General features: G+C 51.6%; 22 protein-coding genes and 1 pseudogene. 21 read left to right on the forward strand and 2 right to left on the reverse strand.

Going from position 1 to position 23277, the window contains the following annotated elements; all coding sequences use genetic code 11:
• The first annotated feature begins 114 nt into the window (after positions 1-114).
• The 16 genes and pseudogenes from essC (at position 115) to ACSFXJ_RS04550 (ending at position 17233) form a co-directional block, all read left to right on the forward strand.
• The gene (gene essC / locus ACSFXJ_RS04475) at positions 115-4143 is read left to right on the forward strand and encodes a type VII secretion protein EssC (protein ID WP_435924033.1); all 4029 of its coding nucleotides are present in this window, start codon (positions 115-117) and stop codon (positions 4141-4143) included.
• A gap of 102 nt (positions 4144-4245) precedes the next feature.
• Complete coding sequence (locus tag ACSFXJ_RS04480) at positions 4246-4518, forward strand: WXG100 family type VII secretion target (RefSeq protein WP_435924034.1); 273 nt, start codon at positions 4246-4248, stop codon at positions 4516-4518.
• A gap of 80 nt (positions 4519-4598) precedes the next feature.
• Positions 4599-5351 (forward strand): vWA domain-containing protein, encoded by a 753-nt coding sequence (locus ACSFXJ_RS04485; RefSeq protein WP_435924035.1) that lies wholly within the window; start codon positions 4599-4601, stop codon positions 5349-5351.
• A 19-nt stretch (positions 5352-5370) separates the two neighbouring features.
• The gene (locus tag ACSFXJ_RS04490; protein ID WP_435924036.1) at positions 5371-5679 is read left to right on the forward strand and encodes a hypothetical protein; all 309 of its coding nucleotides are present in this window, start codon (positions 5371-5373) and stop codon (positions 5677-5679) included.
• Position 5680: 1 nt separating this feature from the next.
• Complete coding sequence (locus ACSFXJ_RS04495; RefSeq protein WP_435924037.1) at positions 5681-7054, forward strand: protein kinase domain-containing protein; 1374 nt, start codon at positions 5681-5683, stop codon at positions 7052-7054.
• 27 nt (positions 7055-7081) lie between these two features.
• Positions 7082-7885 (forward strand): hypothetical protein, encoded by an 804-nt coding sequence (locus tag ACSFXJ_RS04500; RefSeq protein ID WP_435924038.1) that lies wholly within the window; start codon positions 7082-7084, stop codon positions 7883-7885.
• The gene (locus tag ACSFXJ_RS04505; protein WP_435924039.1) at positions 7882-8157 is read left to right on the forward strand and encodes a WXG100 family type VII secretion target; all 276 of its coding nucleotides are present in this window, start codon (positions 7882-7884) and stop codon (positions 8155-8157) included. Before ACSFXJ_RS04500 ends, ACSFXJ_RS04505 begins: the two co-directional genes overlap by 4 nt.
• A gap of 17 nt (positions 8158-8174) precedes the next feature.
• Entirely contained in the window at positions 8175-8510 is a 336-nt protein-coding gene (locus tag ACSFXJ_RS04510) for a WXG100 family type VII secretion target (protein ID WP_435924040.1), read from the forward strand.
• Between the two features lie 12 nt (positions 8511-8522).
• The gene (locus tag ACSFXJ_RS04515) at positions 8523-13352 is read left to right on the forward strand and encodes an RHS repeat-associated core domain-containing protein (protein WP_435924041.1); all 4830 of its coding nucleotides are present in this window, start codon (positions 8523-8525) and stop codon (positions 13350-13352) included.
• Positions 13353-13369: 17 nt separating this feature from the next.
• A complete protein-coding gene (locus tag ACSFXJ_RS04520) occupies positions 13370-13876 on the forward strand; it encodes a DNA polymerase III (protein WP_435924042.1) in 507 nt (168 codons plus the stop codon).
• A 224-nt stretch (positions 13877-14100) separates the two neighbouring features.
• Complete coding sequence (locus tag ACSFXJ_RS04525) at positions 14101-14397, forward strand: DUF1308 domain-containing protein (protein WP_435924043.1); 297 nt, start codon at positions 14101-14103, stop codon at positions 14395-14397.
• Between the two features lies 1 nt (position 14398).
• Positions 14399-14695, forward strand: coding sequence for a DUF3349 domain-containing protein (locus tag ACSFXJ_RS04530; protein WP_435924044.1), 297 nt, complete (start codon positions 14399-14401; stop codon positions 14693-14695).
• A 307-nt stretch (positions 14696-15002) separates the two neighbouring features.
• Positions 15003-15359 carry a hypothetical protein gene (locus tag ACSFXJ_RS04535; protein WP_435924045.1) on the forward strand — a complete coding sequence of 119 codons (357 nt, stop codon included), beginning with the start codon at positions 15003-15005 and terminating at the stop codon, positions 15357-15359.
• Positions 15356-15676: a hypothetical protein gene (locus ACSFXJ_RS04540; protein ID WP_435924047.1), complete on the forward strand. Its 321-nt coding sequence runs from the start codon at positions 15356-15358 to the stop codon at positions 15674-15676. The genes ACSFXJ_RS04535 and ACSFXJ_RS04540 overlap by 4 nt, the downstream gene beginning before the upstream one ends.
• A pseudogene (locus tag ACSFXJ_RS04545) lies at positions 15649-15879 on the forward strand (transposase); the annotation flags it as partial. The gene ACSFXJ_RS04540 and the pseudogene ACSFXJ_RS04545, both read left to right, overlap by 28 nt.
• Positions 15880-16894: 1015 nt before the next feature.
• Entirely contained in the window at positions 16895-17233 is a 339-nt protein-coding gene (locus ACSFXJ_RS04550; protein WP_435924048.1) for a hypothetical protein, read from the forward strand.
• Positions 17234-17476: 243 nt separating this feature from the next.
• Here ACSFXJ_RS04550 and ACSFXJ_RS04555 read toward each other — a convergent pair whose 3' ends face one another.
• Positions 17477-17689, reverse strand: coding sequence for a hypothetical protein (locus tag ACSFXJ_RS04555; RefSeq protein WP_435924049.1), 213 nt, complete (start codon positions 17687-17689; stop codon positions 17477-17479).
• 181 nt (positions 17690-17870) lie between these two features.
• Here ACSFXJ_RS04555 and ACSFXJ_RS04560 point away from each other — a divergent pair, with 181 nt between their 5' ends.
• Positions 17871-18536 (forward strand): hypothetical protein, encoded by a 666-nt coding sequence (locus ACSFXJ_RS04560; protein ID WP_435924050.1) that lies wholly within the window; start codon positions 17871-17873, stop codon positions 18534-18536.
• On the opposite strand, the gene ACSFXJ_RS04565 is transcribed toward ACSFXJ_RS04560, so the two are convergent.
• Positions 18533-19528 carry a ketoacyl-ACP synthase III gene (locus ACSFXJ_RS04565; protein WP_435924051.1) on the reverse strand — a complete coding sequence of 332 codons (996 nt, stop codon included), beginning with the start codon at positions 19526-19528 and terminating at the stop codon, positions 18533-18535. The genes ACSFXJ_RS04560 and ACSFXJ_RS04565 overlap by 4 nt on opposite strands.
• Before the next feature lie 292 nt (positions 19529-19820).
• Here ACSFXJ_RS04565 and ACSFXJ_RS04570 point away from each other — a divergent pair, with 292 nt between their 5' ends.
• The 4 genes from ACSFXJ_RS04570 to ACSFXJ_RS04585 all read left to right on the forward strand — a co-directional run bounded on the left by ACSFXJ_RS04570 (position 19821) and on the right by ACSFXJ_RS04585 (position 23076).
• Complete coding sequence (locus ACSFXJ_RS04570; protein WP_435924052.1) at positions 19821-21944, forward strand: DNA topoisomerase III; 2124 nt, start codon at positions 19821-19823, stop codon at positions 21942-21944.
• A gap of 87 nt (positions 21945-22031) precedes the next feature.
• The gene (locus ACSFXJ_RS04575; RefSeq protein ID WP_435924053.1) at positions 22032-22169 is read left to right on the forward strand and encodes a hypothetical protein; all 138 of its coding nucleotides are present in this window, start codon (positions 22032-22034) and stop codon (positions 22167-22169) included.
• A 120-nt stretch (positions 22170-22289) separates the two neighbouring features.
• A complete protein-coding gene (locus ACSFXJ_RS04580; protein WP_435925672.1) occupies positions 22290-22553 on the forward strand; it encodes a DUF1294 domain-containing protein in 264 nt (87 codons plus the stop codon).
• An 88-nt stretch (positions 22554-22641) separates the two neighbouring features.
• Positions 22642-23076 (forward strand): universal stress protein, encoded by a 435-nt coding sequence (locus tag ACSFXJ_RS04585; RefSeq protein WP_435924054.1) that lies wholly within the window; start codon positions 22642-22644, stop codon positions 23074-23076.
• The last annotated feature ends 201 nt before the right edge of the window (positions 23077-23277 follow it).

Here is a 23277-nt window from a genome sequence, read left to right on the forward strand (position 1 = left end):
TTTTTAACATTGAACTACACAATTCGACATTTTTCTCAAAAATTAGGTGATATAATTTTCCTACGACTACAGTCGCAAACCGAGAAAATGACGAAAGGCAGTTGGTTTTGAGGCATGTCTTCTTTTTACTATCGCAGATCGCCCCGGATCATCCATGAACAGGGTGAGCGGAAGCTCGAGGTGTTTCGGCCGCCGAATATCCCGCAAGCTCCGTCGCTGAATCTGATTTCGATTATGGTTCCCATTATTGTTACAGTGACGGGAGCCGCGGCGATGATGATGTTTTACAAACGGGCCGGCAACTCTTCCTTTGTCGTGGTGCAAATGATCTCGCTTTGTACGATGGTAGCTTCCTATTTCGTCCCGGTATTGGTGCATTTGCAGCAAAAAGGCAAGCACCGCCGCGCGATAAAAAAACGGAATCAAGGCTATGAAGCGCATCTGAACGAGCAGCGCGAGATACTGCAGAGCTGGAAGAACGAGCTGATTTTAAATTGGCACCAAACCCACTTGGAGCCGCTGTTTTGCACTCAGGCTTTTATCGATCGAAGCCCGTCGATTTGGGAACGGATTCCCCAGGATGCCGACTTCTTGAAAATTCGGGCCGGGATCGGTACGGTACCGAGCGGCTTCGATGTTTCGGTCCCCAAGCGCGAAGGCATCGAGAAGGACCCGCTGGTCGAGAAGGCCAACGAACTGGCCGAACGGTTCTCGACCATACCGAATGCTCCGGCACTTATGGATTTAAACAAATACAGGGTCGTGGGACTCGTCGGGAACGAAGAGGATTTAAAAGGGTTTTGCAGAGCCTTGGTTACTCAAATCGTAACCCACCATTCGCCGGATGAAGTCAAGCTTGCGGCATTCATGAGCAAAATGCAGACGGGGGAATGGGATTGGCTCCGCTGGCTCCCGCATGTATGGGACGACAAGCGGTCCGGCCGCTTCCTTTTCCAGGACGGTTCCTATCAGGCTCAAGTTTTGGAGCAGCTTCATTCGTTGCTGCAGCGCCGGCTATGGATGAAAGAGAAAGAGCAGGCAATTCCGTTTTTCGTCTGCTTCCTCCCCTATATCGATATGCTGGAACACGAGCCCATTTTGCCGCTGCTTATGAAAGAAGGCGACGCCATCGGCGCAACCTCGATTGTGCTGGCCGAGAGGCGGGATCTGCTTCCGAAAGAATGTCAGTTGGTGGTGGAGCTGCATGGGGATGAGGCCGTCATGCGCTCGACGAACGTAACGGGAGGCTCGGCGGGAGCGTCGTACGCAAAGCCAAAAGATGAGGTGCCTTATGTGCAGGCGTTCAAGCCCGATCGGATGTCCGCCGGGGAAGCGGACCATTTTGCCCGCATGGCGGCGCCATATCGCGTGAAGACAAGCTCGGCGGATGAAGTGGTCAATGTCCTGACGTTATTCGATCTTTACGGTATCCAGAAGATTGACGAATTGGACGTCGCAGGCAAATGGGAGGAGCACCGGTATCCGAATACCCTGCCTTTCCCGGTAGGGGTACGAGGCGGCATGAAGCCAGTCGTCATGAATTTGCATGACAAAATTGAACGAAAAGGTCATGGTCCTCACGGCTTGATGGCCGGGACGACCGGTTCGGGGAAAAGTGAGGTCATCCAATCCATGATCGCCTCGCTGGCCGTTCAATACCATCCGCACGACCTTGCGCTGATGCTTATCGACTATAAGGGCGGCGGCATGTCGAATACCTTTGCCGATTTGCCGCATGTCATCGCCACGATCACCAACCTGGAGGAAGAAGGGTTGATCGAACGCTCCAAGGTTTCCTTGAAGGCGGAATTGAACCGGAGACAGAAGCTGTTCGTCGCTGCCGGCAACGTCCAGCATATTGACGAATACTACAAGACGGAATGGAGAAGCAAAGAGCCTTTGCCGCATTTGTTCATCGTGATTGACGAGTTCGCCCAGCTCAAGAAGGACCAGCCGGAATTTATGAGCGAGCTGGTGTCCATTGCGGCGATCGGCAGAACCTTGGGCGTGCACCTGCTTCTCGCCACGCAAAAACCGGGCGGGGTCGTGGATGACAAGATCTGGAGCAACTCCAGATACAGAGTCTGTCTGCGGGTACAGGACGAAGGGGATAGCCGTGAAATGCTGAAAATTAGCGACGCCGCCTATATTACGACCCCCGGACGAGGATACTTCCAGGTGGGAAGCAATGAGGTTTTCGAGCTCGTCCAGTTTGCCTGGAGCGGCGCGCCGTATGACCCGAACAAATCGGTTCGGCAATCCAGCTTTTCCGCTTACCGCTTGGGATTGGACGGCGGGCGCAGCAAAATCGCCAATCCGTTGGAGGGGTCCTCGGCAGGACTGGAGCGAAGCAGCGGCGGCAAAGCAACGGGACTCGAGGAGAAACAACTGAGCGTGCTTATTCGTTACGTTGCGGATTACTGCAGTCAAGCGGGAATCGAACGGTTACCCGGACCTTGGCTTCCGCCTCTTCCGTCATATTTGACGCTCGATCAAATTCCGGAATCGCCGGAAATCGGGGATAAAATCATTTATCCGACCGTGGGACTGGTGGATGACGTCGCCAATCAAACCCAATTTCCGCTGAGGATCGACATCGAGTCGGGCAACTGGGTCGTTTTTGGCATGCCGGGCACGGGGAAAACCACGTTTATTCAAACGCTGCTCTACTCGATTGCCGGGAATTGTACGCCTGACGATATTCACGTCTATGCGCTCGATTTCGGCAGAATGCTTAAGGATTATCTTTTGATGCCGCATACGGGAGATATCATTCTCGATGAAGAGGAAGAAAAGCTCGTACGCATGGTCGCCTTGCTGGAAGAAGAATTGTCCAGCCGGAAAATGCTTTTTGCGGAAACCGGCGTCAAATCGAGACTCGCGTACTGTGCGGATACGAATCAAAAACTGCCGGCATTCTTTGTCATCATTGACGGTTATGTCAACTTCAAAAAGCAATATGAAACCCTTCACGACAAATTGGAAGTGTTATTCCGGGAAGGCTCCAGTTACGGGATCTATTTCCTGCTTACGGCCAACCGGGTATCCGATATTTACGACAAAGTCCGCAGTAATTTTCCAAATGCGGTGTCCTTCCTGCTGTCGGACGCCGGGGATTACCATTACGCCGTAGGACGTCTTGGCAAAAACCCGGCAGACCTTCCGGAAGGCCGCGGCTTTATCAAAGGCCATATGCCGCCTTATGAATTCCAAACGGCGCTTTCCGTGGACGGCTTGAACGAGTCCACAAGAGCGAAGCTGGTGAAGGAATACTTCCAGCAGTTGGATGCAAACTGGAAGGGCACAAGGCCTACCTCGATCCGGGTCCTGCCGGATACGATCCCGCTGGAAGAAATTTGGAGTGCGGGGGCAAGCGGAGACAAGGGGACGATGATTCTCGGCCTTCAAGTCGCAAATCTACGGGAATTTTCGTGGAGCATGGAAGAAGGACCGTATTTTATAATCGGCGGAAGGATGGAAAGCGGCAAAACCTCGATGCTGATGACGCTTGGCATCACGGCTTCGCGCCATTTCTCGCCGGAAGAGCTGCATTTGTTTTTGTTCGACATCCGGCGCTCGTCTCCAGGTTTAAGCTCATTGAGAGACTTGGCGCACACCCGTGGCTTTGCTTCAGACGAACGCGCGCTGGAGAAGATATTGTCGGAGTTGAACCAGGAAATCGAAAGAAGGGTCCAGGCCGAAATCCCGGCAGTTGGCCTTCCGCGGCTCATGCTATTGATCGACGACGCCGATGTGATGGCCAAACGGATCTCCTCCAACTATGCCTTAACGGAGAAACTCGAATATATCGCCCGGTACGGCAGGGAGTACGGGGTGTACATTATCGCTGCCGGACAAGCAAACGATATGAACCAAAACTGGGATGCGTGGCTGAAGGAAGTCAAGTCGGCGCAAATCGGATGGCTCCTTGGAACTACGGATTTAACGGAAGCCCAGTTATTCAATATTAAAATTCCATACGAGCAAAGCGGAAAGATGCTTCCGTCCGGCGAAGGCTTCTATATCAAACGAAAATATGAGCGAGTAAAAATAGCCCATGCCTTCGCGCACGGTAACGAACAATTTATCGAACAAGCAAATCTGGTTAATTCGTCATGGGTAGAAGGGTTGAGCACACGTTAAAAAATCGACATAAACTACCAAATATTGTATTGATAAAAGTTGGGTCTCTTGGTACTATTTTATTAGATTCTATTAAATATTGATATTTAAGGAGGGTATGACATGGCTCGCATTTTAATTACTCCCGAAGAAATTGATAAGGTAGCTTCCCAGTTTACATCAAGCGCCGAGCAAAGCGAACAGATGAAGAACAAATTGAATTCCGCGATCCAAGCGATGCAAGGACAGTGGGAAGGGATGACGCAGCAGAAGTTTTTCAACCAATTCGAGCAAGATAAGAAGAACATGGACTTATACATAACCATGCTGCGCGAAGTTGCCAAAGAATTGACCGCGATCGCGACTCGCTTCAGAAATGCGGACCAACAAAGCTAAGGCAACCATCAAGGGCCAGGTACTTGTTTACCTGGTCTTTACTATATCTGCAGCATGAAATAGAAGGAGACTGATTGCTTGTGAGCTACCAGATTCAAGCAACCGCCGAGACCCCCGCTTTAATCATCTATTTGCTGGATATCAGCGGCTCAATGACACTTGAATTCGAAGGCAGACGAAGAATGGATATTTTGAACGAAGCGCTAAGAACAGCTATCCGGCAAATCGTCTACCGTTCGACGAAAGGTTCCAGATTATCGCCGAGGTACCGAATAGCCATATTGGCATACAGCGACGAGGTTTACGATCTTTTGGACGGCGTGAAATCCATCGATCGGATTGCCAACAGCGGCAGCTTGCCCGAGTTATATCCGAAGCGGTTCACGGATACGGCCAAGGCGTTCAGACAAGCCGAGAAAATACTGTTGTCGGAGCTGCCGAATCTGATGCATGGGCCGGCACCGCTTGTTTGCCACATTACGGACGGCGTATACACCGGAGAGGACCCGGAGCCAATTGCCGAACGCATCAAGACGCTTCGGGTCAACGACGGAAACGTGCTGGTGGAGAATATTTTCATGACGGACGAGGCTGCCGGAGGCAAGATAAGGGATATTAAAGCTTGGGGAGGCATGCTGCCGGGCAGTTTCTCGGCGGATCCTTATACCGAGAAGCTCAAGCGCATGTCTTCCGTGCTTCCTGAATCTTATCGCGAGTTGATGATCGAGTCCGCCTACTCCATTCGCCAAGGGGCCTTGATGATGTTGCCCGGCACCAGCGCGGACCTGATTTCCCTTGGATTTCAAATGTCGGCCGCTACCCCGATCGGGTAACGGACAGGAGGAGTAAAGCATGAATACGACGTTACTGACCTTGATGATCGAGTCGACGGGCAGAAGCCTGGATTTGGAGCTGCCCGGGGATGTCCCTATTAGGGAAGTGCTGGAGCGGGTTCTGCCCGGTCTTGAAGAATGGGGGCCATACCCGTTCATGGAGAAGGAATGTCAGTTCTTGATCAGCGGCGGAGATCAGCGATGGAAGACGATCGACATAAGTCGTACCTTAAATGAACTTGAAGTGTTGGACGGCTCTTATTTTCGCATCGAGAAAAAACAGAATTTTTCAACGCATACCATCGATGAATCGGAAAAGGTGAAGTGAATTGTTTCCACCCGAACAAAATCAATTGTTTTCACTGCTGGGACGCGGTTATCGTGTCGAGGAGCATCCGCGCTTCGCGGGTTTTCCTTACGGGCAAGAAGGCCGGCAGGGAACGGTTTATAAAATCGTTCGCTCCGAAGATGAAGAGACCTTTGCATTAAAAGTATTCCGTCCCTCGTTCAGGTACCCGACGATCGTGAAAAAGGCGGAGATTTTGGGGAATTTCTCGCATTTGCCGGGATTGAAAATCTGCGCGCGAACGGTCATTCAACCGCAAGAGAGCAGAGAGCTGCTGGGCGCGTACCCGGAGCTGTTGTATGCCGTACAGATGCCGTGGATTGATGCGGATACGTGGAGCGATATTTTAACTGCCCGAGAAGAATTGCCGTTGGAACAAAGCATACGGATCGCCGAGAGCTTTATCGAAATTATGATCGCCTTGGAAGAAAACGGCCTGGCTCATACCGATCTGTCCTCATCCAATGTGATGATCGGGGACCTGGTTTCCGGAAGCTCCGTTCAGTTGGTGGATTTGGAGGATCTCTATATAAGCAAGCTTGAGGAACCGGATGACTTGCCGGATGGCGTCGACGGATACAGGCCCCCCTTTATGATTCAGCAGGAATGGCAGTGGGGGCCCTATGCGGACAGGTTTGCCGGGGGTATTTTGGTTGCGGAAATGCTTACGTGGCCGGACCCGGAGATTCGCGAGAAATGTTGGGGAGAAAGCTATTTTTCACCAAAGGAGCTGCAAAAAAACGGCGAACGGCAAGCTCTGATGATCCGCACGCTTGAACGTTTATACGGGGGGCCGGTCTCGGGCTTGTTCGAGAGACTGTGGAACGCGGAGCAGCCGCAGCAGTGCCCGTCCTTTGCGGAATGGTCGGTCATGCTCGCGGCAGGGCTCGAACAGGTTGCCCTCCAAGCTTCGGTATCCGCTGAAAAAGATGAGGATTGTACAGTTGCCGTTGAGGATAACGCCGCTTCCTCTTTTTTACATGAGGAGACGGAGGAGAACCTCCCTAGAACATCCATAGAACAGATGCCCGACGAGGAAATGGAGAACATGCTGCATCGGGCCAGATCGCTTGAAGGGCAAGGGAAAATGCCGGCAGCCCTTTGGGAGTACGGCCGATTGATCGATATGCTCCAGCGGGGCTCTTCGCTCCATAGAGAGATTGAAATGGTTATGACTCAAATCCAAGAAACCATCGATGTTCCCGAGGATGAACGGAATACAGGTGTCGAAAAGATTCGAAAACAATACAAGGCTTCAACCCAGGAAGGCACCAATCTGTATGCGAAGCTGTGGATCATCCTGTTGGGTTTGTCGTTTGTGATCCTTTTTATCGCTGTACTGCTCTACTTGATTTGACTTTGGTTGTGAAGGAGGAAGGCGCGGATGGCTGAAAATGTCCGGGAGGATACTTTTCATTTCACGGTTTCGGAATTTTATTTTATTACTCAAATGCTGGGCCTTCAACATATCGCCGGCTTTACGGACCCGTTCCCGGGGTACCTGATCGAGGAGCTGGAGGAGGAGTTTTCGAAGGTTCGACGACAGCTTATGGACAGAGGCGTTCTTCTTGAAAAGGAAGGCTCGGAGGAGCTGGAAATCGATGAATTGTTGGGCTTATGCCTGGCCTGCTGCGGTTCGGATACCGCCGTGTACTTGAAGAAGACGATTCTGGGGGAAGGGGACTATGAAGCGTTTCTATATTTCACCCCCAGCTTGGTCGTGGAACGGACCTGGAGTGCCGGCGGCGTGATCACGATCAGTCCTTTGGCGAATCCGGAGCTGACCATGAATATTCTCGCGAAGTTTTTTCCGCTTACGCTGGATGGGGCGACGCCGGTCCAGGTTTTGCTGAAAGATACGAACGCGAATGCCTGGGAATCCTCTACCGGGCCGGAGCGGGAATCTCTATTAAAAGAACGGCTTACCGTTAAAGAAGAAATCGACTTTTTGCTTCGGCTGGAAGGAAATCCGGATCGCTCGGGAACGATGGCATTTTGGACCCGATACGGGGCGAGCTGGGGGGAGACCGGTTATCGTTACCGGCAGCAGGGGGAGGATCTCCTTCTGATTACGGAGCCTGGCGAGAACGAGCTTTCCATTCAGGATTACCGGCCGGGGCCTGTTCTTGCGGCATTGGAGCGACTGGCGGCGAAATATGATTTGGTGAATGAGGGGGCAAGAGCATGAGCAATCGCATCAAAATTGAACCGGAGCAAATCAAGAAGATCGGGGATCGTTTTTTGCAGTGCTGCGAATCGAACCTGACGATGGCCAAGGAATTGAAGTCTTTAATCGACGGACTTGAAGGGAACTGGGAGGGGAAATCCCGCGAAAAGTTTTATTCTTCCTACCAGGATGCCCATAAGCAGTTAGAGAGCGCGTCTACGCTGCTTAAGAGCGTAGGGACCGAGTTGAACGCGATTGCCGAAAGATTCAGAAAAACGGATGAAAGCACTTAAGCGAGGGAGGGATCTTCATGCCAATACGTGTTGATGTCGCGATTCTGGAGAGCATCGCCAGACAGGTGCGCAACGGAAGCAGAAGCTTATTGAATGAGGGATCCAGCATGAAGAATACCGTGCAGAACATGCTGTGGAAAGGGAAGTCCTTTCAACGATTCAATGAGGGATTTCAAGATGCTTGTACCAAATTAAACCGGACAAGAGAGCAGATGGATGCGTTTGCCGATCAGCTCGAAAGAATTGCGGAGGCGTTTCGGCAGGCGGATTTGGCGGAGGACCGGCGAAGAGAGCAGGAGGAACGGGCTCGCCGGGAACGTGAGGCTGCGGCTCGTTCGTCCAGGTACAGATAGGAGGTTAACGGTTTGAAAATCGAGTTGAATCCGGGCGATTTGAAGCAAACCGGGAAGACGCTGAAATCGGCGGCCCGTGAAATGGAGGACCTTCAATCGGATCTGCAGCGGGCGATGAACCGGTTGACGCTGGAGAGCCGCAGCCGCTCCGATGTGGACGGCAATTTCAGAAGAATCAGTCAAAGCCTCGGGGAACTGAATAAGGAGCTTCTTGAGCTGTCCGACCTGTCCACACGCAAAGGGGAAGAGTTCGCGGATGACGATGCCTACGGCCAAAAGATCGAAAAAGGGAAATGGTGGGAGGTCTTTAAGACAGGCGTCAGCATGGCGCTGGACTTCGTCCCGATCATCGGGAATGCGAAAGGGATCATCGAGGCCGTGACCGGTCGGGATTTAATTACCGGGGAGAAGCTGGCCGCGTGGGAGCGGGCCTTGGCGATTGCAGGTCCGCTGGGCAAGACGGTGCGCAACGGGGCCAAAGTCCTGAAGTTTGCCGATGAGGTCGCGGACGGGGTCCAATTCGTCGCCAAGCATGGCGATGAGGTTGCCGGCCTAGCAGGGAAAACGGATGACGTTGCCGCCGCCGTGAATCATGGTGCGGATATCGCCGGAGCGGCTGCCGGCACGACCAAGGCGGGAGATGCGGTTAGCGATGCCGGCAAGTTGTCCGGGCAGCTCGGGAGTAAGACCGCGAATGCCGCAGATGTGCTGAAGGATGGTGAAAAGCTGTCCGATTCCGTGGCAACCGTGGCTCAGGCCGGAAACCGGGCTGCGAACGCCGCGGAAGTTGCGGACGGCTTAAGCGATGCCGAAAAGCTGGCCGCGGTGGCGGCGGCAGGCGGGGCCGGAACGGTCGTGGGCGGGATTGCCGCCGGCATGGCGAAAGCGGGCAAAGCCGCGGATACGGCCGGAGATGCGGTGAGCGATGTGACCAGAGCGGCGGATAAAGCCAGCGATGCGAGAAAAGCGGGAGACAGCGCCTCGCATACGCCGGACGTTTCCCAGAAGCAAAGCAAAAACCCTGAATCCGGGAACCCCAAAAGCATGGCGGGCGACCCGATCCATATGGGGACAGGGGATCAGTTGATCAGTCATACGGTGCTCAAGCTGTACGGCGCGGCCGTGTGGCCGTTCACCCTTCACTATCACTCGGGATTACTGCAAGTGAGCGAGATGGGGGCGGCATGGACTCATAACTATGCGATGCGTCTGGATCTCGAGGAAGCGTCTTCTTCCGAGAATCCCGTCATCACGGTATGCTGGAACGCCTCCCGCAAAAACAAATATGAACGGAGAACTGACGGGGTCTATCAGACGGAAGACATCGGCGTAAAATTCGATGAGCTACATCCGGTAGAGGACGGGTATGAACTGATTTATCGGAGCAAGCAGGAGACGTTCCTGTTTTCCAAGGACGGGCGGCTGCTCGAGCATCGCAATGCGGAAGGACAGGTGCTCCTAGTGGAGCAGAACGAGCCGGGGTTGACGGAGCGCTTGACCGACAACATCACGGGACGGAGCTTGCGGTTCGTGTATAACGAAACCGGGCTGCTGACTGCGGTGGAAGACGGGAAACGGACCGTCCGTTTTGCGTATAATGAAAATCGTCACATGAGCCGTTTGGTGGACGCTAACGGACAGGCGACGGACATCGTTTGCGACGAGGAAGGACGCATCTTGTCCGTATCGACCAATGGGAAGCTGGAGTTTGAGAACACGTTCGATGAACGGCACCGGATCGTGGCCCAGCTCGATCCGAACGGACAGATGACTTATCTGGACTACGATACGGATTCGCTTCCTGGACACACGATCACCACATTGACCAATCCGCTGGGACTTCAAACGCGGTATGTCCATAATGCCCATGACCTGCTGACGGAAATGGAGCACCCGGACGGACGGAAAATCAACTATACATACAATGAACAGGGGCAGGAAGTCCGCCGCGCTTACTCGGATGGACGCGTCATCTCCCGGAGCTACGACGAACGGGGAAGGCTCGCCGAGGTTACGGATGAACTTGGCCGCTCGACCCGCTACGCGTATAACGAGCGGGATCAACGGGTACGGGAGATTGATGCCGAAGGCCGCGAAACCCGTTACGAATACGATGAGCTGCATCGTTTGGTGAAGGTGATCAGGGCGGATGGAAGCTTGTCGGAAACGGGGTATACGGCTGCAGGACAAATCTCGTTCTACCGGGATTTCAGCGGCGCGGTCCGAACCTTCACTTACGGAACTAGCAGAGAGCTTGCGGGATGGGAGGACGCGGAAGGCCGGCGGACCGAGGTTGCCGTGGACGAAGCCGGGCGGATCGCGACGGTGGAAGATGCGCTTGGCAATGTGTTCATGCGCGAATATGACGGTAACGACAACCTGATCCGCGCGCAAGATGCGCTGGGACATACGTGGGAATATTTTTATGATGCAGACAATCATCTGATCGTAAGCAAGGATCCTTTGGGAGCGGAAACCCGGTATACGTATACGGTTTCGGGAAAACTGGCCAGTGTAACCGACCCGCTGGGGCATACCGCTGAGTACCGCTATGATGAGGCGGACCGGCTTATAACCCAAATCAATCCGGCCGGAGAGCGGACGACGCTGGAGTATGACGCGGGAGATCGGCTGGTCGCGGTTGTCGATCCTTTGGGACGCAAAACGCAGTACCAATATGATGCGGCGGGCAGAATGCAAGCGGTGATTGACGGGGAAGGGCGTCTGGTCCGGCAGTTGACGTACGACCAGGCGGGCAACCCGATTGCGGTCACGAACGGGCTGGGACATACCGCCCGGTACCGGTTTAACGAAGTGAACCGGTTAACCGAGGAAACCGACGCTTCCGGGCGCGTGACCCGGTACAAGTACGACGCGCTTTCGCGGCTGACGGAAGTGACGGAGGCGGACCAAGCCGTCTATCGTCAGGAGTGTGACAGGGAAGGAAGAATCACCGCTTATGAAGACGCGGGAGGCAGCCGGACGGAGCTGCGTTATGACCAAACGGGTCTGCTGATCGAGGAACGAAACGCGTCCGGTCACGGAATCACGTATGCCTACGATTTGCGGGGATTGCTCTCGAACCGGGTCAACGCCAGACAGCAGTCGACCGCCTACCGTTACGATGCGGCCGGGCGTCTGGTGGGCCTGGAGGATGAGGCCGGTGAAATCCGGATCGCTTATGATGCCGGCGGCCGTGTCGTCTCCCTCACGGAAGGGGAGGCCGTGCTCTCCCGTGTTTACGACGCGGCAGGGCGGTTAGTCTCCAGCACCGACACGCTGGGGTACACGATCGGCTACAAGTATGACGAGGCCGGGCGTCTGACAAGGCTCACCTACCCGGACGGCAAACAGGTACACTACCGCTATAACGCCGCCGGAGAAATGGTGGAGGTCAAGGACTGGAAGGGACGCTTGACCCGGTACGGGTATGACCAAAGCGGGAAGCTGGCGGAGACGATCCGGAGCAACGGAAGCAGGGAGAAGCGGACGTACGATGCCGCGGGGCAACTGATCCGCATCCAGGACAGTACCCCGCAAGGCGTGATGCTGCAGCAGTACCGGTTAACCTATAACGGGATCGGGCAAATCGTCCAGGAAGAAGACAAGCAGTATACGTACGACAACCTGCGGCGCTTGAGCAGCGGAGCAGCCAAGGGCCGGATTGTCAGCTATGAGTACGATCGGACCGGGAACATCACTTTGACGCGGGATTCTCTGAATGGCAAGGGATCCTCTTTCAGTTATACAGCGGATAACCGGCTGCAGGCTCTCGGAGACTACCCGGTGGAGATGGACGCGGACGGGAACCTGCTGTACCGGAGCAACGGGGAGAGCATGGCTTCGTATGAGTACGATGCTCGCAATCGCTTGGTAAAATCCGGGAAGGCCAAGTATACTTATAACATGCTGGGCACCCGGACCACCCTGACCTGGAGAGGGAAAACGACACAGTACGTGACGGACGATCTGGGCGAACTGAGCCGGGTGCTGATGGAGCTGGATGAAGACGGGGCGCCGAAAGCCTACTATGTGTACGGCTTGGGGCTCATTGGCCGGGAAGATGCGGAAGGCAACTACGTTAGCTATCACAGCGATGTCCGGGGCAGCACGACCTTGCTTACCGACGAGAACGGCCGAGTCACGGACCGGTACACCTATGGGAACTACGGGGAATTGGAAGAGCACATCGGGATCACGAACCAACCGTTCCGGTACAATGGCCGGGATGGGGTGATGACCGATCCGAATGGCTTGTACTACATGCGGGCCCGCTATTACGATCCGGAACTGAAGCGATTCCTGAACCGTGACGTCATCCAAGGCGACCTGACGGACGGGCAGACGTTGAACCGGTATGCTTATGTGAACGGGGATCCGGTGGGGTATGTGGATCCGCTGGGGTTGTCTAAGTGGGATGTTGAGCCAAAGAAAACTCCATACCGGTATGAGCTCGATTTGCAGATGTTTGCATCTAAGGGGACGGGTGATGCTCCAGTTCCTACAAAGCCGGGTGGGGGAAGCAATCCTAGTGATTTTGTTAACCCACACTCTGAAAAGCATATGTATGACCCAAGTAGGCCATCAACTCCAAATCGTTCACAATATGGTGAAGATGTTGATGTTGGGAGATTAAGACAAGAGACAATGACTAATCCTGATAAAGCATATTCAAACTGGCCAAATCCTAATAACCCTAATACGCAAAGAATAACCAAGTATTATAAAGAATTTGACGGGAACATTAGTACACCTGACACTCCGACAGGAAGTCATCGAGTCTTTGAAAACTTGGATGACCCTACAAGAAGTTCCCACTTCCCTTATGTTCCAAGAAAATAAATATTGGTGGTGTTTAGATGAATGGCATGCTATATCATGCTTACTTGCCCGAAGGTCATGAACATTATGTTTCCAAGGAAGTGATAATGTCGGGAGGTATAAACCATACAACAAAATCAAATAACCGATACAGCAATGGTGGCAGGGTCAAACTTGATGTAACTGAGCGGTTTAGACCTTTGAATACACCGAATTGGGTTGATTTTAGAAAAGCAATCGGTGTTGATATGGTTAATCGGTTTACAAGGTCATTTTGCTTTCCTGAATTTACAAGTAAAATCTTAGTCTTTGATGGGGATATTTCTTTATCCATTTATGACCAAGCATTTTATGAGGATTTGAAGGATACTGATGAGGAAGCACTTAATTTTGATACAGGTGAAAGTTTAGAACACTGGGTAAAACTGTATTGGGATAGCTTGATGACACTTGATGAATACAAAGGAAAGAAACCCTATCCTAAACCGGAAGTATTGGTTTTTGAACCAGTTCCTAAAGAGATTATCCAAGTATGTGAAGAATAAATAACGTCGACCTTGATTGGCTTCATGCCTTTCAAGGTCTCTTTTTTTGGTGGGGGCTACCCAGTGCCGAATGAACCCATCATTCAACCAATAACACATATAACCCATATAATACGTGCATAAAGATTCGTCATTTCGGTTGTACGTACGAAAGGCTTGAATATTATACCCTAAATAACGCTATTCCCTTACATCGAACAGGTCGATTATGGTCAGATACTACCATGATAGACCTGTTTTTTGTTATCATAGTAAATGGTGTTGCGGGACCGTTGGAGAAAGCACATGCGGAAAGATTTATGAATAGAGTTCAAGTTATCCCTGATAATCCGTCCTCTAGAGCTATGAACTTAGTAGAAACCAAAAAAGTCGGAGCGAATGATAAGATTATATTTGGTACTGGTGATAATTTAGGAATTACAACTATGACCGGCGATGCTAAATTTATAAGAGGGGCTTCTGCCCAAGGAGTGGATTTTGATGCCTATATTCACTCTCCAGTTCCTTTAGGAGGTAGATAAAATGAGTGATATTTTAATACCAAAACACTTGGAAAGCACATACAAGATGTTAAAAAATGCTTTCCCAAATGGTATTGGAAACGAAGAGTATTTTCCGCTAATGTCCTTGCTGTACGAGTATATGTCAGACAGAAACTTGGCTGAGGTTATTTCTGCAATAACTGGGCAAGACATTGCTATTACCCTTAACGACACTCAAAAAGCAGTATCAGTAAACATGCCAAGTGATGAATACATGCAGAAAATAAGGAAAAAACTTTTACCTCACGGTTTTGAGGAATGGACAGAAGAGGAATAAATACTGTGGACCTTGATTGGCTTCGTGCCTTTCAAGGTTTTTTCATATAAAAGAAATGCCGCAATACTTTCGCGGTGATTTCATAAAATTATGGTTTGATTTTGAAGGACGTATCGTTGCAACACTAATGCAATGAAAGAAAGCAAAATTATACATGCTTACAATTTGGTAAATGTTGCATAAATGATATGTTACAAAGCCGCGTCATTACTGAACGAATCCCTTACTTGGGGTATAGCGAAGCAGGACGATACCCTGAAAAATACAGGTATCCATCCCAAAATTCCTGTTTGGCGATAACGTCAGAATGCTCAAAGAAAAGGAAGTTGATTACTTTCTTGCGATGCTCCAACAGGAACTACACTCCATGTTCGGTATCGTCATAGATAAGGCTGATTGGAAAGTCATGCGGCAGGACGTTTGCTGGAACTTCTATGTGGGGGAGAAAGGATTACATCAGACAGTTTTATCTTTGTTAAAGCTGCCGAAGATGAAAACATGTGCTTACAACCAAATTGAATCCGTATCATTCAGCAACAAGAGCAAGAGGATATTGTTCTATGACAAGGAAAGAGAATCTATCGCTCATCATGCGGCAGCAGATGTAGTAGACGGGCAAAAGGTATTCTACGGCTTGAAATCCAACCTGCAAACTATGAGATGAAGAATTATGCTGCCATCAGAAAGGCAAGTGACTTATTGACGAGAGGTTTCTTTGAATACGTCATGAACAGGAATTTGTCACTTGTCCAGTTACCGCCTAGCATAGAGTGGATTTTATTTGAATATGTGCAGCAGCATACGCCAAAGAAGGTCGAAGTCGGCATTGGCTTTCAAAAGCTAAAAGATGTACTTGGTATGGGGGCATTGAAATTGCTTTATAAGTCCAGCACGTTGGATGAACGCAATTCGTTAATGAAGGAACTTGGGGTTCCGTCAACGTCCCTGCCGCCATTAGAGATAGATTATTTGCAGATGTAGGCTGTCAGCGCGAAGATCGTGTTAATGATACCGATACGATTTTCTTAGAACTGATGAAAATTAGCACCGTTACAGCGGCGGAACTGATTGCCGAAATCGGAGATATTCGCCGCATCTCTAATGCTGATAAGCTAGCACGTTTTGCAGGAATCGCTCCTATCCGTTTTAGCTCGGGCGGCAACTCTAACAGAACGCCAAGCAAGCTGATATAATGATGGTAATTGGAAAAACCAATTGCCACCTTCTTTATTCCCAAGTTTAAGATTACAACTTAAGGGACGGATGAAGTTAATCCACTCTTCCGTACGGGTAGTAATTCCGAAAGAGTACCAATTGACCCTGCAAAATTTGACCGCATGAAAGCGCAGTTTGAACGGCAAGGCGGAGTTATCATGCAAGGTCCTGAGGTTACTGCTCGACTCTACAAGTATCAAGCAGAAGCCTCTAATATCGGTCCGACATTATCATGCATAAGAAGAATCCAACGACATCTGCTGTATTTGAGGAATTCATTCACTCAACTCAAAATCGAACAGGCAGAGCTACTGGTGACAATTGGTTGCAGATGGAAATTGAGGCGCAGGAAAAACTTATTCGGTATAGGAAGGCATATGGTATTCCAAATAATGAAACGAGACAGACGATTCAAGCACTTAGGGATTATAGAAAATTACTTAGTGAAGAGTGAGGTTAATTCAATTGTTTGAGTTAGAAATTATTAAAGCTGATTCACTTAAAGAAGTGAACCTCATAACAGTCGAAGCTAGACTGTCAGGTAGCATCGACAGTCCGTTGATAAAGACAGTTCTTGTCAATAAGGAACAAAAAGATATACGGTTCTTCCTTAAAGGGCCAATGTTTGTGGATGGTCCTAACGTAAAGCGTGCGAAGGAATATCTCTACCTTGCATTCGACGGTACGAACTATAATGGGTGGTAATTGGTATTCCCGAGTTTATTACAACTTAGGGGACGGGGAATACTAAAACTTATTATCATGTAACGACTAAAGAATCTGCTAAAGAAATCATGGAGTCCCAGACGTTAGGAAGGCCAGGAAACCCGTGGGAATCGAGAGTTTTTGCGTGGAAAGAACAACCGACTAAATCACAAGCTAAAGCTGCTGGAATCGGAAGTCCGAACTGAAACTGTGCTTGAATAATTATGTTGAAAACCACAAATCTAGCGTTAAGATATTTTTTCGTTAGGAGAAAGGGACATGACCAAAAATTCGATTTACGGAGAAATTCTCTATGTTGGATTTGTGGCTGAAAAAGGCAGAGTATTTAGTCAGATCCGGAGTTATTCCTACAGAAAAGCATTAAGGGAACATGCTGCTTTCTGGCAAAGGATGATATGGAGAATGATGGATTGTTCATATACCGAGGAAGACGAGCAATTAATGGATGACTTTATCGGACTTTGTCAAACTCAAAAGAGCTTCGAAAATATATATTCCGCAATTAAAAAAAACGGAAAACAGGCAAAATATTCGAATCAGTATGAAACAATTTGGTATGAGCAAGGAGGATATGTTAGTCCTAAACTTTATGAATGAGTTGTTAATGGAATTAGATACTTAATTACAGGATGTAATCGCGTATTCGATGGGCAATATGGATAAATCCATGAAAACAAGATACAAAAACATATATAATGACTTGATTGAACATTGACAGGCTCGCCGTTCTTCAAGTCTCCTTTTTGAAAAAAAGGCTTCGTTCTTTGCGGATGATGTTTTATCAAATATCATTCCTAAAGATCCGGAGCCTTTTTAAATTCCTCGGGTGTTTTAAAATCCTCATTTTCTCAGCTCAAAAAACTGGCTGTCCCGGCGCGGATGGTAAGTCAGCTCGCTTACTCCGGATTGGGTGATGATCGTGTCATCGGTAAAACGGATTATGACCGTATTGTTATCGACCATATGCTCGTCCCTGAAAACGCGGACGCGTAGCTTGCGGTCCACCGCTTCCTGGAAATCCTGTTCGGTCAAAAGGCGTCTGATCGTCGGCATGACGTTTCGGTATCCCTTCTATGAATGATGTTTTCTACTACTACTTACTCTGGCGATTAGCATATCAACAAACAAACCGGTTTGTCCAGCGAACGCGGATATGGAGCCCACCCGGAAATACAGGCTCAAGCATACGATGGATAAAGCCAGCAAAACGGTTTTCGGAAGGGAGAGACTACGAATGACGGTTTTAAGAGCTTGCAGATGCAGGATAGTCGGGCGGGATCCCTATAAATCGAGAAGCCCGGGGAAAAAGGGAAGAAAGGAAAGACCAAGCGGACCGAGAAAGATCGAGCCGATAAAAACAAAGCATCCGACGGCGGGACTGCTGCGCCGGGTGGCGCGGGAGATGCTGCCGTTCTCCAGAGCGGTCGCTGCAAGCCCGGAATATGCGGTCCTGTGGAGCAAAGCCGTAACCGGTGCCGATCTGGACCGGATGAAGAAACTGGCGTGCGCGGTGTCGCCAAGGCTCGCCAAACGCGGGATGGGCACGAACGGGATCGGATATTTCATATCGTTCGAGGATGGCGGATCGTATTATTCTTGCGGAATCACCATTCCGCCGGGAAAGGTGAGATTTCATTTTAATCCGCAGGTACACCGGCTTATCGTGCGGGCGCTGATTCCTTATTACCGTGCAATCTCCTGCCGGCCGCGTTATCGGTCGGCCCTGGCAAGGGCGATTCGCCGGAACGACCGGCAGGCCGCGGCCCGCCTTGTGCGCCAGCGAATCGGAACGGCTGCGCTCAAATCGGTGTCCATCGAAGACGCTGGACTGCTGCTCAGCTTTAAATACCCGTTCAGCAAATACAGATATTCGTATATGCTGCTGCGGGAATTCAATTAAACGCGTTCCCCCCACCGGACGATAAGGCCGCAATGGGTAAGCCCGCTGCCGAAGCCGTACAGGAGCAGCCGGTCGCCGGGTTTGACCTGCCCGGAGTTCAGGCCGGACTGGAGGGCAAGCGGAATGGAAGCGGAGGACGTGTTGCCCATATCCTGAACGCTTTGCAATGTTTTGGACAGCGGCATGCCCGAATTTTCGCAGATCGATTCGATCATTCGCAGGTTAGCGCTGTGCGGTACGAACCAGTCGATATCATCCAGCGTCAGTCCGGATTGTTCAAGCAGCTTGTCGATCCCTGCGCTCACGGTGCGTACCGCCCATTTGAACACTTCTCGCCCGTTCTGGACGATACGGCCTTCTTCGCCGGGAAGAGGGACGCCGTCCATATGCGTCGACAGCCCGGAGCGGTATACGTGGATACCTCCGCTTCCCTGGGTCCCCAGAATGTGCGACTCGAATCCGGGCTGGTCGGGATCCGCTTCCACTAGCGCCGCGCCGGCCCCATCGCCGAAAAGAATACAGGTGCTGCGGTCGGTGTAGTCCGTAATTTTGGACATCGTTTCTCCGGCGATCACCAGTACCTTTTTATGCAACCCCGCGGTGATCATCCCGTTCGCGGTATGAAGCGCATACGTAAAACCGGCGCAAGTTGCATTCAGGTCCATTGCACCGGCATTCTCCATGCCGAAATGCTGCTGGACCCGGCAGGCTACCGAGGGAAAAGAATAATCCGGCGTCGTTGTCGAAACGATAATCAGATCGACATTATCCAGGCTGACGTTATAGTCGTCACGCAATCTTTCCGCCGCCCGGATACACAAATGGGAAGTAAACTCATTTTCCGGGGCGATATGGCGCTCCTTGATACCGGTTCGCCGGACGATCCAATCGTCATTCGTATCGACGAGCTTCTCCAAAGCATCGTTGGTAAGGATCCGTTGGGGTACATAAGTGCCTAACGCAGTGATACGGGCTTTTGATGGAAGTTTCATAGCGAATCACGCTCCTCTTACGGGCTTTTATCATCTGGTATTAGTACCTGGTATTAAAATCAATATATCATCCCTGCGTTCATTTTCCAAGCGGCATTTATCCTAAATTTCAAGAAAGCGTCAGTTTTGGAGCGCCGGCTACCTGGTATCTCTGTAAAAAACGATATCGATGCGGTCTGGCTTTTTGAAGGCGATGACAATTCTTATACAGCATACCCCTGATCATATCCTCAAGAATCATCCGCCAAGGAATGGTATAATGGGGAGGATGGAAAGGAGTGTACGTTTATTTATGAAAACGCTGGTATTGGCGGAAAAACCGTCTGTTGCCCGGGAAATCGCCCGGGTCATGGGCAGCCGCGATAAGCATAAAGGCCATTTTGAAGGTCCTAAATATGTCGTGACCTGGGCGCTGGGGCATTTGGTCGGCTTGGCCGAGCCGGAGGATTACGACGGAAAGTACGGTACATGGTCACTTGAGGATTTGCCGATTCTCCCCGGAAAAATGAAGCTGAAGGTGCTGCGGGAAAGCAACCATCAATATAAAGCGGTACAGCAGCTCATGCGCCGCCAGGACATCGGGGAACTCATCGTAGCGACGGACGCCGCCCGGGAGGGCGAGCTTTTGGCGAGATGGATCATGGACATGGCCAAATGGAACAAGCCGTTCAAACGGCTATGGATTTCCTCCCAGACGGACAAGGCGATCAAGGAGGGCTTCGCGGCTCTAAAACCGGGCGCCCAATTCGACCGGCTGTACCAATCGGCTCGCTGCCGGGCGGAAGCGGACTGGATGGTCGGCCTCAACGTCACGCGGGCGCTGACCTGCAAATTCGGCTCGCCCCTGTCCGCCGGGCGCGTCCAAACTCCGACCCTCGGCATGATTATGCAGCGGGAGCGGGAAATTATGTCCTTCCGTTCGGAAGAGTATCATACAATCCGGGTCGATCTGGGCTCGTTCGAAGCGGTATGGCGCGGAAGCGGCGGCGATGCCCGCATTTTTGCGGCGGATCAGGCGGAAAGCTTGCAGCGGAAGCTGGAAGGACGCAGCGGAAAAATCGTCAAGCTGGCCAAAAGCGAGAAGCAGGTTCCGCATCCGCAAGCGTACGACCTTACCGAATTACAGCGGGACGCCAACCGTTTCCTCGGCTTTTCGGCCAAGCAGACGTCAAGCGTGCTGCAGCGTCTGTATGAACAGCACAAATTGGTTACTTATCCGCGCACGGATTCAAGATATTTGACGAGCGATATGGTCGATACCTTGAAGGAGCGCATAACCAGCGTAGCCGTCGGCCCTTACGCTGCGCTCGCCAGACCGTTGTTGCGCAAGCCTCTGCCTGTCAGTAAGCGGATCGTGGACGACAGCAAGGTGACCGATCACCATGCGATCATCCCGACGGAGCAGACGGTGCTGCTGAATGCGCTGAATACGGAGGAACGCAAGCTGTACGATTTGATTGTTCGTCGTTTTATCAGCTTATTCTACCCGCCGGCCAAATTTGATAACGTTGCGGTCGTGGTTGAGGTTGATGGGGAAAAGCTTCATGCCAAAGGCGTGACGGTCAAGGATAGCGGCTGGAAAGCGGTCTATGACGGGCAAGCCGTGGAGGACGACGAAGATGGGGATGCCGAGGAAGAGAGCGGCAGCCAGCTTCCGGAGCTTTCGCAAGGCCAGACGGTTACGGTGAAGCGATGCCGTCTTTTGAGCGGACGGACCCAGCCGCCGAAGCGTTACACGGAGGCAGCTTTGCTGACGCAGATGGAGAAGCACGGCCTCGGCACGCCGGCGACACGCGCGGACATCATCGAGAAGCTGGTCAGCTCCGACACGATCGAGCGGCAGGGATCGCTTCTGCATCCGACCGGCAAAGGCAAGCAGCTGATCGAGCTCGCTCCGGCCGACCTCCGTTCACCGGAGCTGACCGCCAAATGGGAAGGGGAGCTGGAGCGGATCGCCCGCGGCCAGGGCAAGCCGGACCCGTTCCTCGGCGGCATCCGGGAAATGACGGTGGAGCTGGTGCGCGGCGTCAAAAACAGCGAAGCCTCGTACAAGCCGCACAATGTTTCGAACAGCCACTGCCCGGATTGCGGCACACGGCTGTTGGAGAAAAAGAGCAAACGCGGGCTTTTGCTCGTCTGCCCGAGCGAAGATTGCGGTTATCGCCGTTCCGGGGAAAAGCGGCTTTCGAACCGCCGCTGCCCGCAGTGCCACAAAAAGATGGAGATGAAGGAAGGCAAGGCCGGCCTTTACGTGCAATGCTTGCCTTGCGGCATTACGGAAACGCTCAACAAAGACTCGAAGCACATCAACAAGCGGGAACAGCAAAAGCTCGTCAAGCAGTATGCGAAGCAGGAAACGCTGGGCTCGAATTTGGGCGAGCTGCTGAAAGCGGCGCTGGAGAAAAAGGGCGAGTAGAGGGAAGGGTGGTTTTGAGGCAGCCCCGTCCATTTTTTCGCATAAAAGGCAAAACCGGACGGGATGCTATAACCGGAGGTGATGCTCGTGCCGCACAACAAAGCGGAAAAGACCCAGAACCGGCAAAACAGTTCCAGTATCAAGGAAGAGCGAATAGCGCTAAACCCGAAAAAGCAGCGTGAATATCCGCCGAACCTGAACGAGATTCCGAAAGAAGAATCCTGAGTAGATCCGTTACCGCAGGACGCTCCCCGTCAGGGGAGCTTTTTAAATGCCGGGATTAGCGGTATAATGGAGTCAGGAAGGCCGGTGCTTTTAGGATGATTGCGGGGGGAGGCGAATCACATTCGAACGGGTCTAGCGGTCTGGTTTATTTTTATAAATGTGGTAGCCTACATCGTCATGTCCGACGACAAACGCCGCGCCAAGCAGAGAAAAGAGCGCATTCCGGAAAAAACGCTGTTCCTGCTCGCAGCGATCGGCGGGGCCTTGGGCGTGCTGGTCGCCATGAACGTGAAACGGCACAAGACGAAACATGCCAGTTTCCGGATCGGCATTCCGCTGCTGCTGCTTTTGAACGCCGTGCTGTACGGCTATTTTTTAACCTGACCGGTTGAAGGTTTCGTTTCATTCCGGGCTTCCGCGGTTTAATATGGGTATCATGGTACGCATTTTTTAGAGAAGAGGGGGCTTTCCCATGTTGTTTTCTAAAATAGTTGCCGCCTATGACGGTTCCAAAGCCGCCAACAAGGCGCTGGATCGCGCAGTTGAACTGGTAAAGGCAGCTCCGGGAGCGACGCTTGAAGTGCTGCACGTGTTCGATTTTCCGCGCTTCTATGTCGCAGAAGGCTTTGCGCCTGTGCCAGCCAAGGTGAATCAGGATTTTTACGAACTGGCCGAAAAAACGGTCCAAGAAGCGAAAAGCCGCCTGGAAGAAGCCGGCGTGACGGCAAAAGTGGAAATGATCCAAGGAGCTCCGGCGGAATCGATTTTGGATTACGTGAACAAAAACGGAGCCGACCTGATCGTGATCGGCAGCCGCGGGCTCGGCGGAATTCGCGAGTTCGTCCTCGGCAGCGTCAGCCACAACGTCGTCCAGCATGCGCGCATTCCGGTGCTGGTCGTGAAATAAAACAAGAAGAACGCCGGTGGACGGCGTTCTTTTTTTGTTTATCGAGGCTCTGCGGCCGATCGGGAGGAAATAGCGGACAAAAATGTCCTTATTGCTCTGTTTTCGGCTATACTCTTAAAAATAGCGGTAAATTTAGTTCTTATTTACGAGGATCAGGCCTGATTTCATGTGATTTTGGCTGATTTGCGGTAAATAAGGGAC

Origin of the sequence: Paenibacillus salivarius, from assembly GCF_051307165.1 — a bacterium.
Classification (GTDB): domain Bacteria; phylum Bacillota; class Bacilli; order Paenibacillales; family Paenibacillaceae; genus Fontibacillus.

Coding starts and splice junctions, on each gene's coding strand:
- essC (WP_435924033.1), top strand. CDS start 115: ATGTCTTCTTTTTACTATCGCAGATCGCCCCGGATCATCCATGAACAG.
- ACSFXJ_RS04480 (WP_435924034.1), top strand. CDS start 4,246: ATGGCTCGCATTTTAATTACTCCCGAAGAAATTGATAAGGTAGCTTCC.
- ACSFXJ_RS04490 (WP_435924036.1), top strand. CDS start 5,371: ATGAATACGACGTTACTGACCTTGATGATCGAGTCGACGGGCAGAAGC.
- ACSFXJ_RS04500 (WP_435924038.1), top strand. CDS start 7,082: ATGGCTGAAAATGTCCGGGAGGATACTTTTCATTTCACGGTTTCGGAA.
- ACSFXJ_RS04505 (WP_435924039.1), top strand. CDS start 7,882: ATGAGCAATCGCATCAAAATTGAACCGGAGCAAATCAAGAAGATCGGG.
- ACSFXJ_RS04510 (WP_435924040.1), top strand. CDS start 8,175: ATGCCAATACGTGTTGATGTCGCGATTCTGGAGAGCATCGCCAGACAG.
- ACSFXJ_RS04520 (WP_435924042.1), top strand. CDS start 13,370: ATGAATGGCATGCTATATCATGCTTACTTGCCCGAAGGTCATGAACAT.
- ACSFXJ_RS04525 (WP_435924043.1), top strand. CDS start 14,101: ATGATAGACCTGTTTTTTGTTATCATAGTAAATGGTGTTGCGGGACCG.
- ACSFXJ_RS04530 (WP_435924044.1), top strand. CDS start 14,399: ATGAGTGATATTTTAATACCAAAACACTTGGAAAGCACATACAAGATG.
- ACSFXJ_RS04535 (WP_435924045.1), top strand. CDS start 15,003: ATGCTCAAAGAAAAGGAAGTTGATTACTTTCTTGCGATGCTCCAACAG.
- ACSFXJ_RS04540 (WP_435924047.1), top strand. CDS start 15,356: ATGAAGAATTATGCTGCCATCAGAAAGGCAAGTGACTTATTGACGAGA.
- ACSFXJ_RS04550 (WP_435924048.1), top strand. CDS start 16,895: ATGACCAAAAATTCGATTTACGGAGAAATTCTCTATGTTGGATTTGTG.
- ACSFXJ_RS04555 (WP_435924049.1), bottom strand. CDS start 17,689: ATGCCGACGATCAGACGCCTTTTGACCGAACAGGATTTCCAGGAAGCG.
- ACSFXJ_RS04560 (WP_435924050.1), top strand. CDS start 17,871: ATGACGGTTTTAAGAGCTTGCAGATGCAGGATAGTCGGGCGGGATCCC.
- ACSFXJ_RS04565 (WP_435924051.1), bottom strand. CDS start 19,528: ATGAAACTTCCATCAAAAGCCCGTATCACTGCGTTAGGCACTTATGTA.
- ACSFXJ_RS04570 (WP_435924052.1), top strand. CDS start 19,821: ATGAAAACGCTGGTATTGGCGGAAAAACCGTCTGTTGCCCGGGAAATC.
- ACSFXJ_RS04585 (WP_435924054.1), top strand. CDS start 22,642: ATGTTGTTTTCTAAAATAGTTGCCGCCTATGACGGTTCCAAAGCCGCC.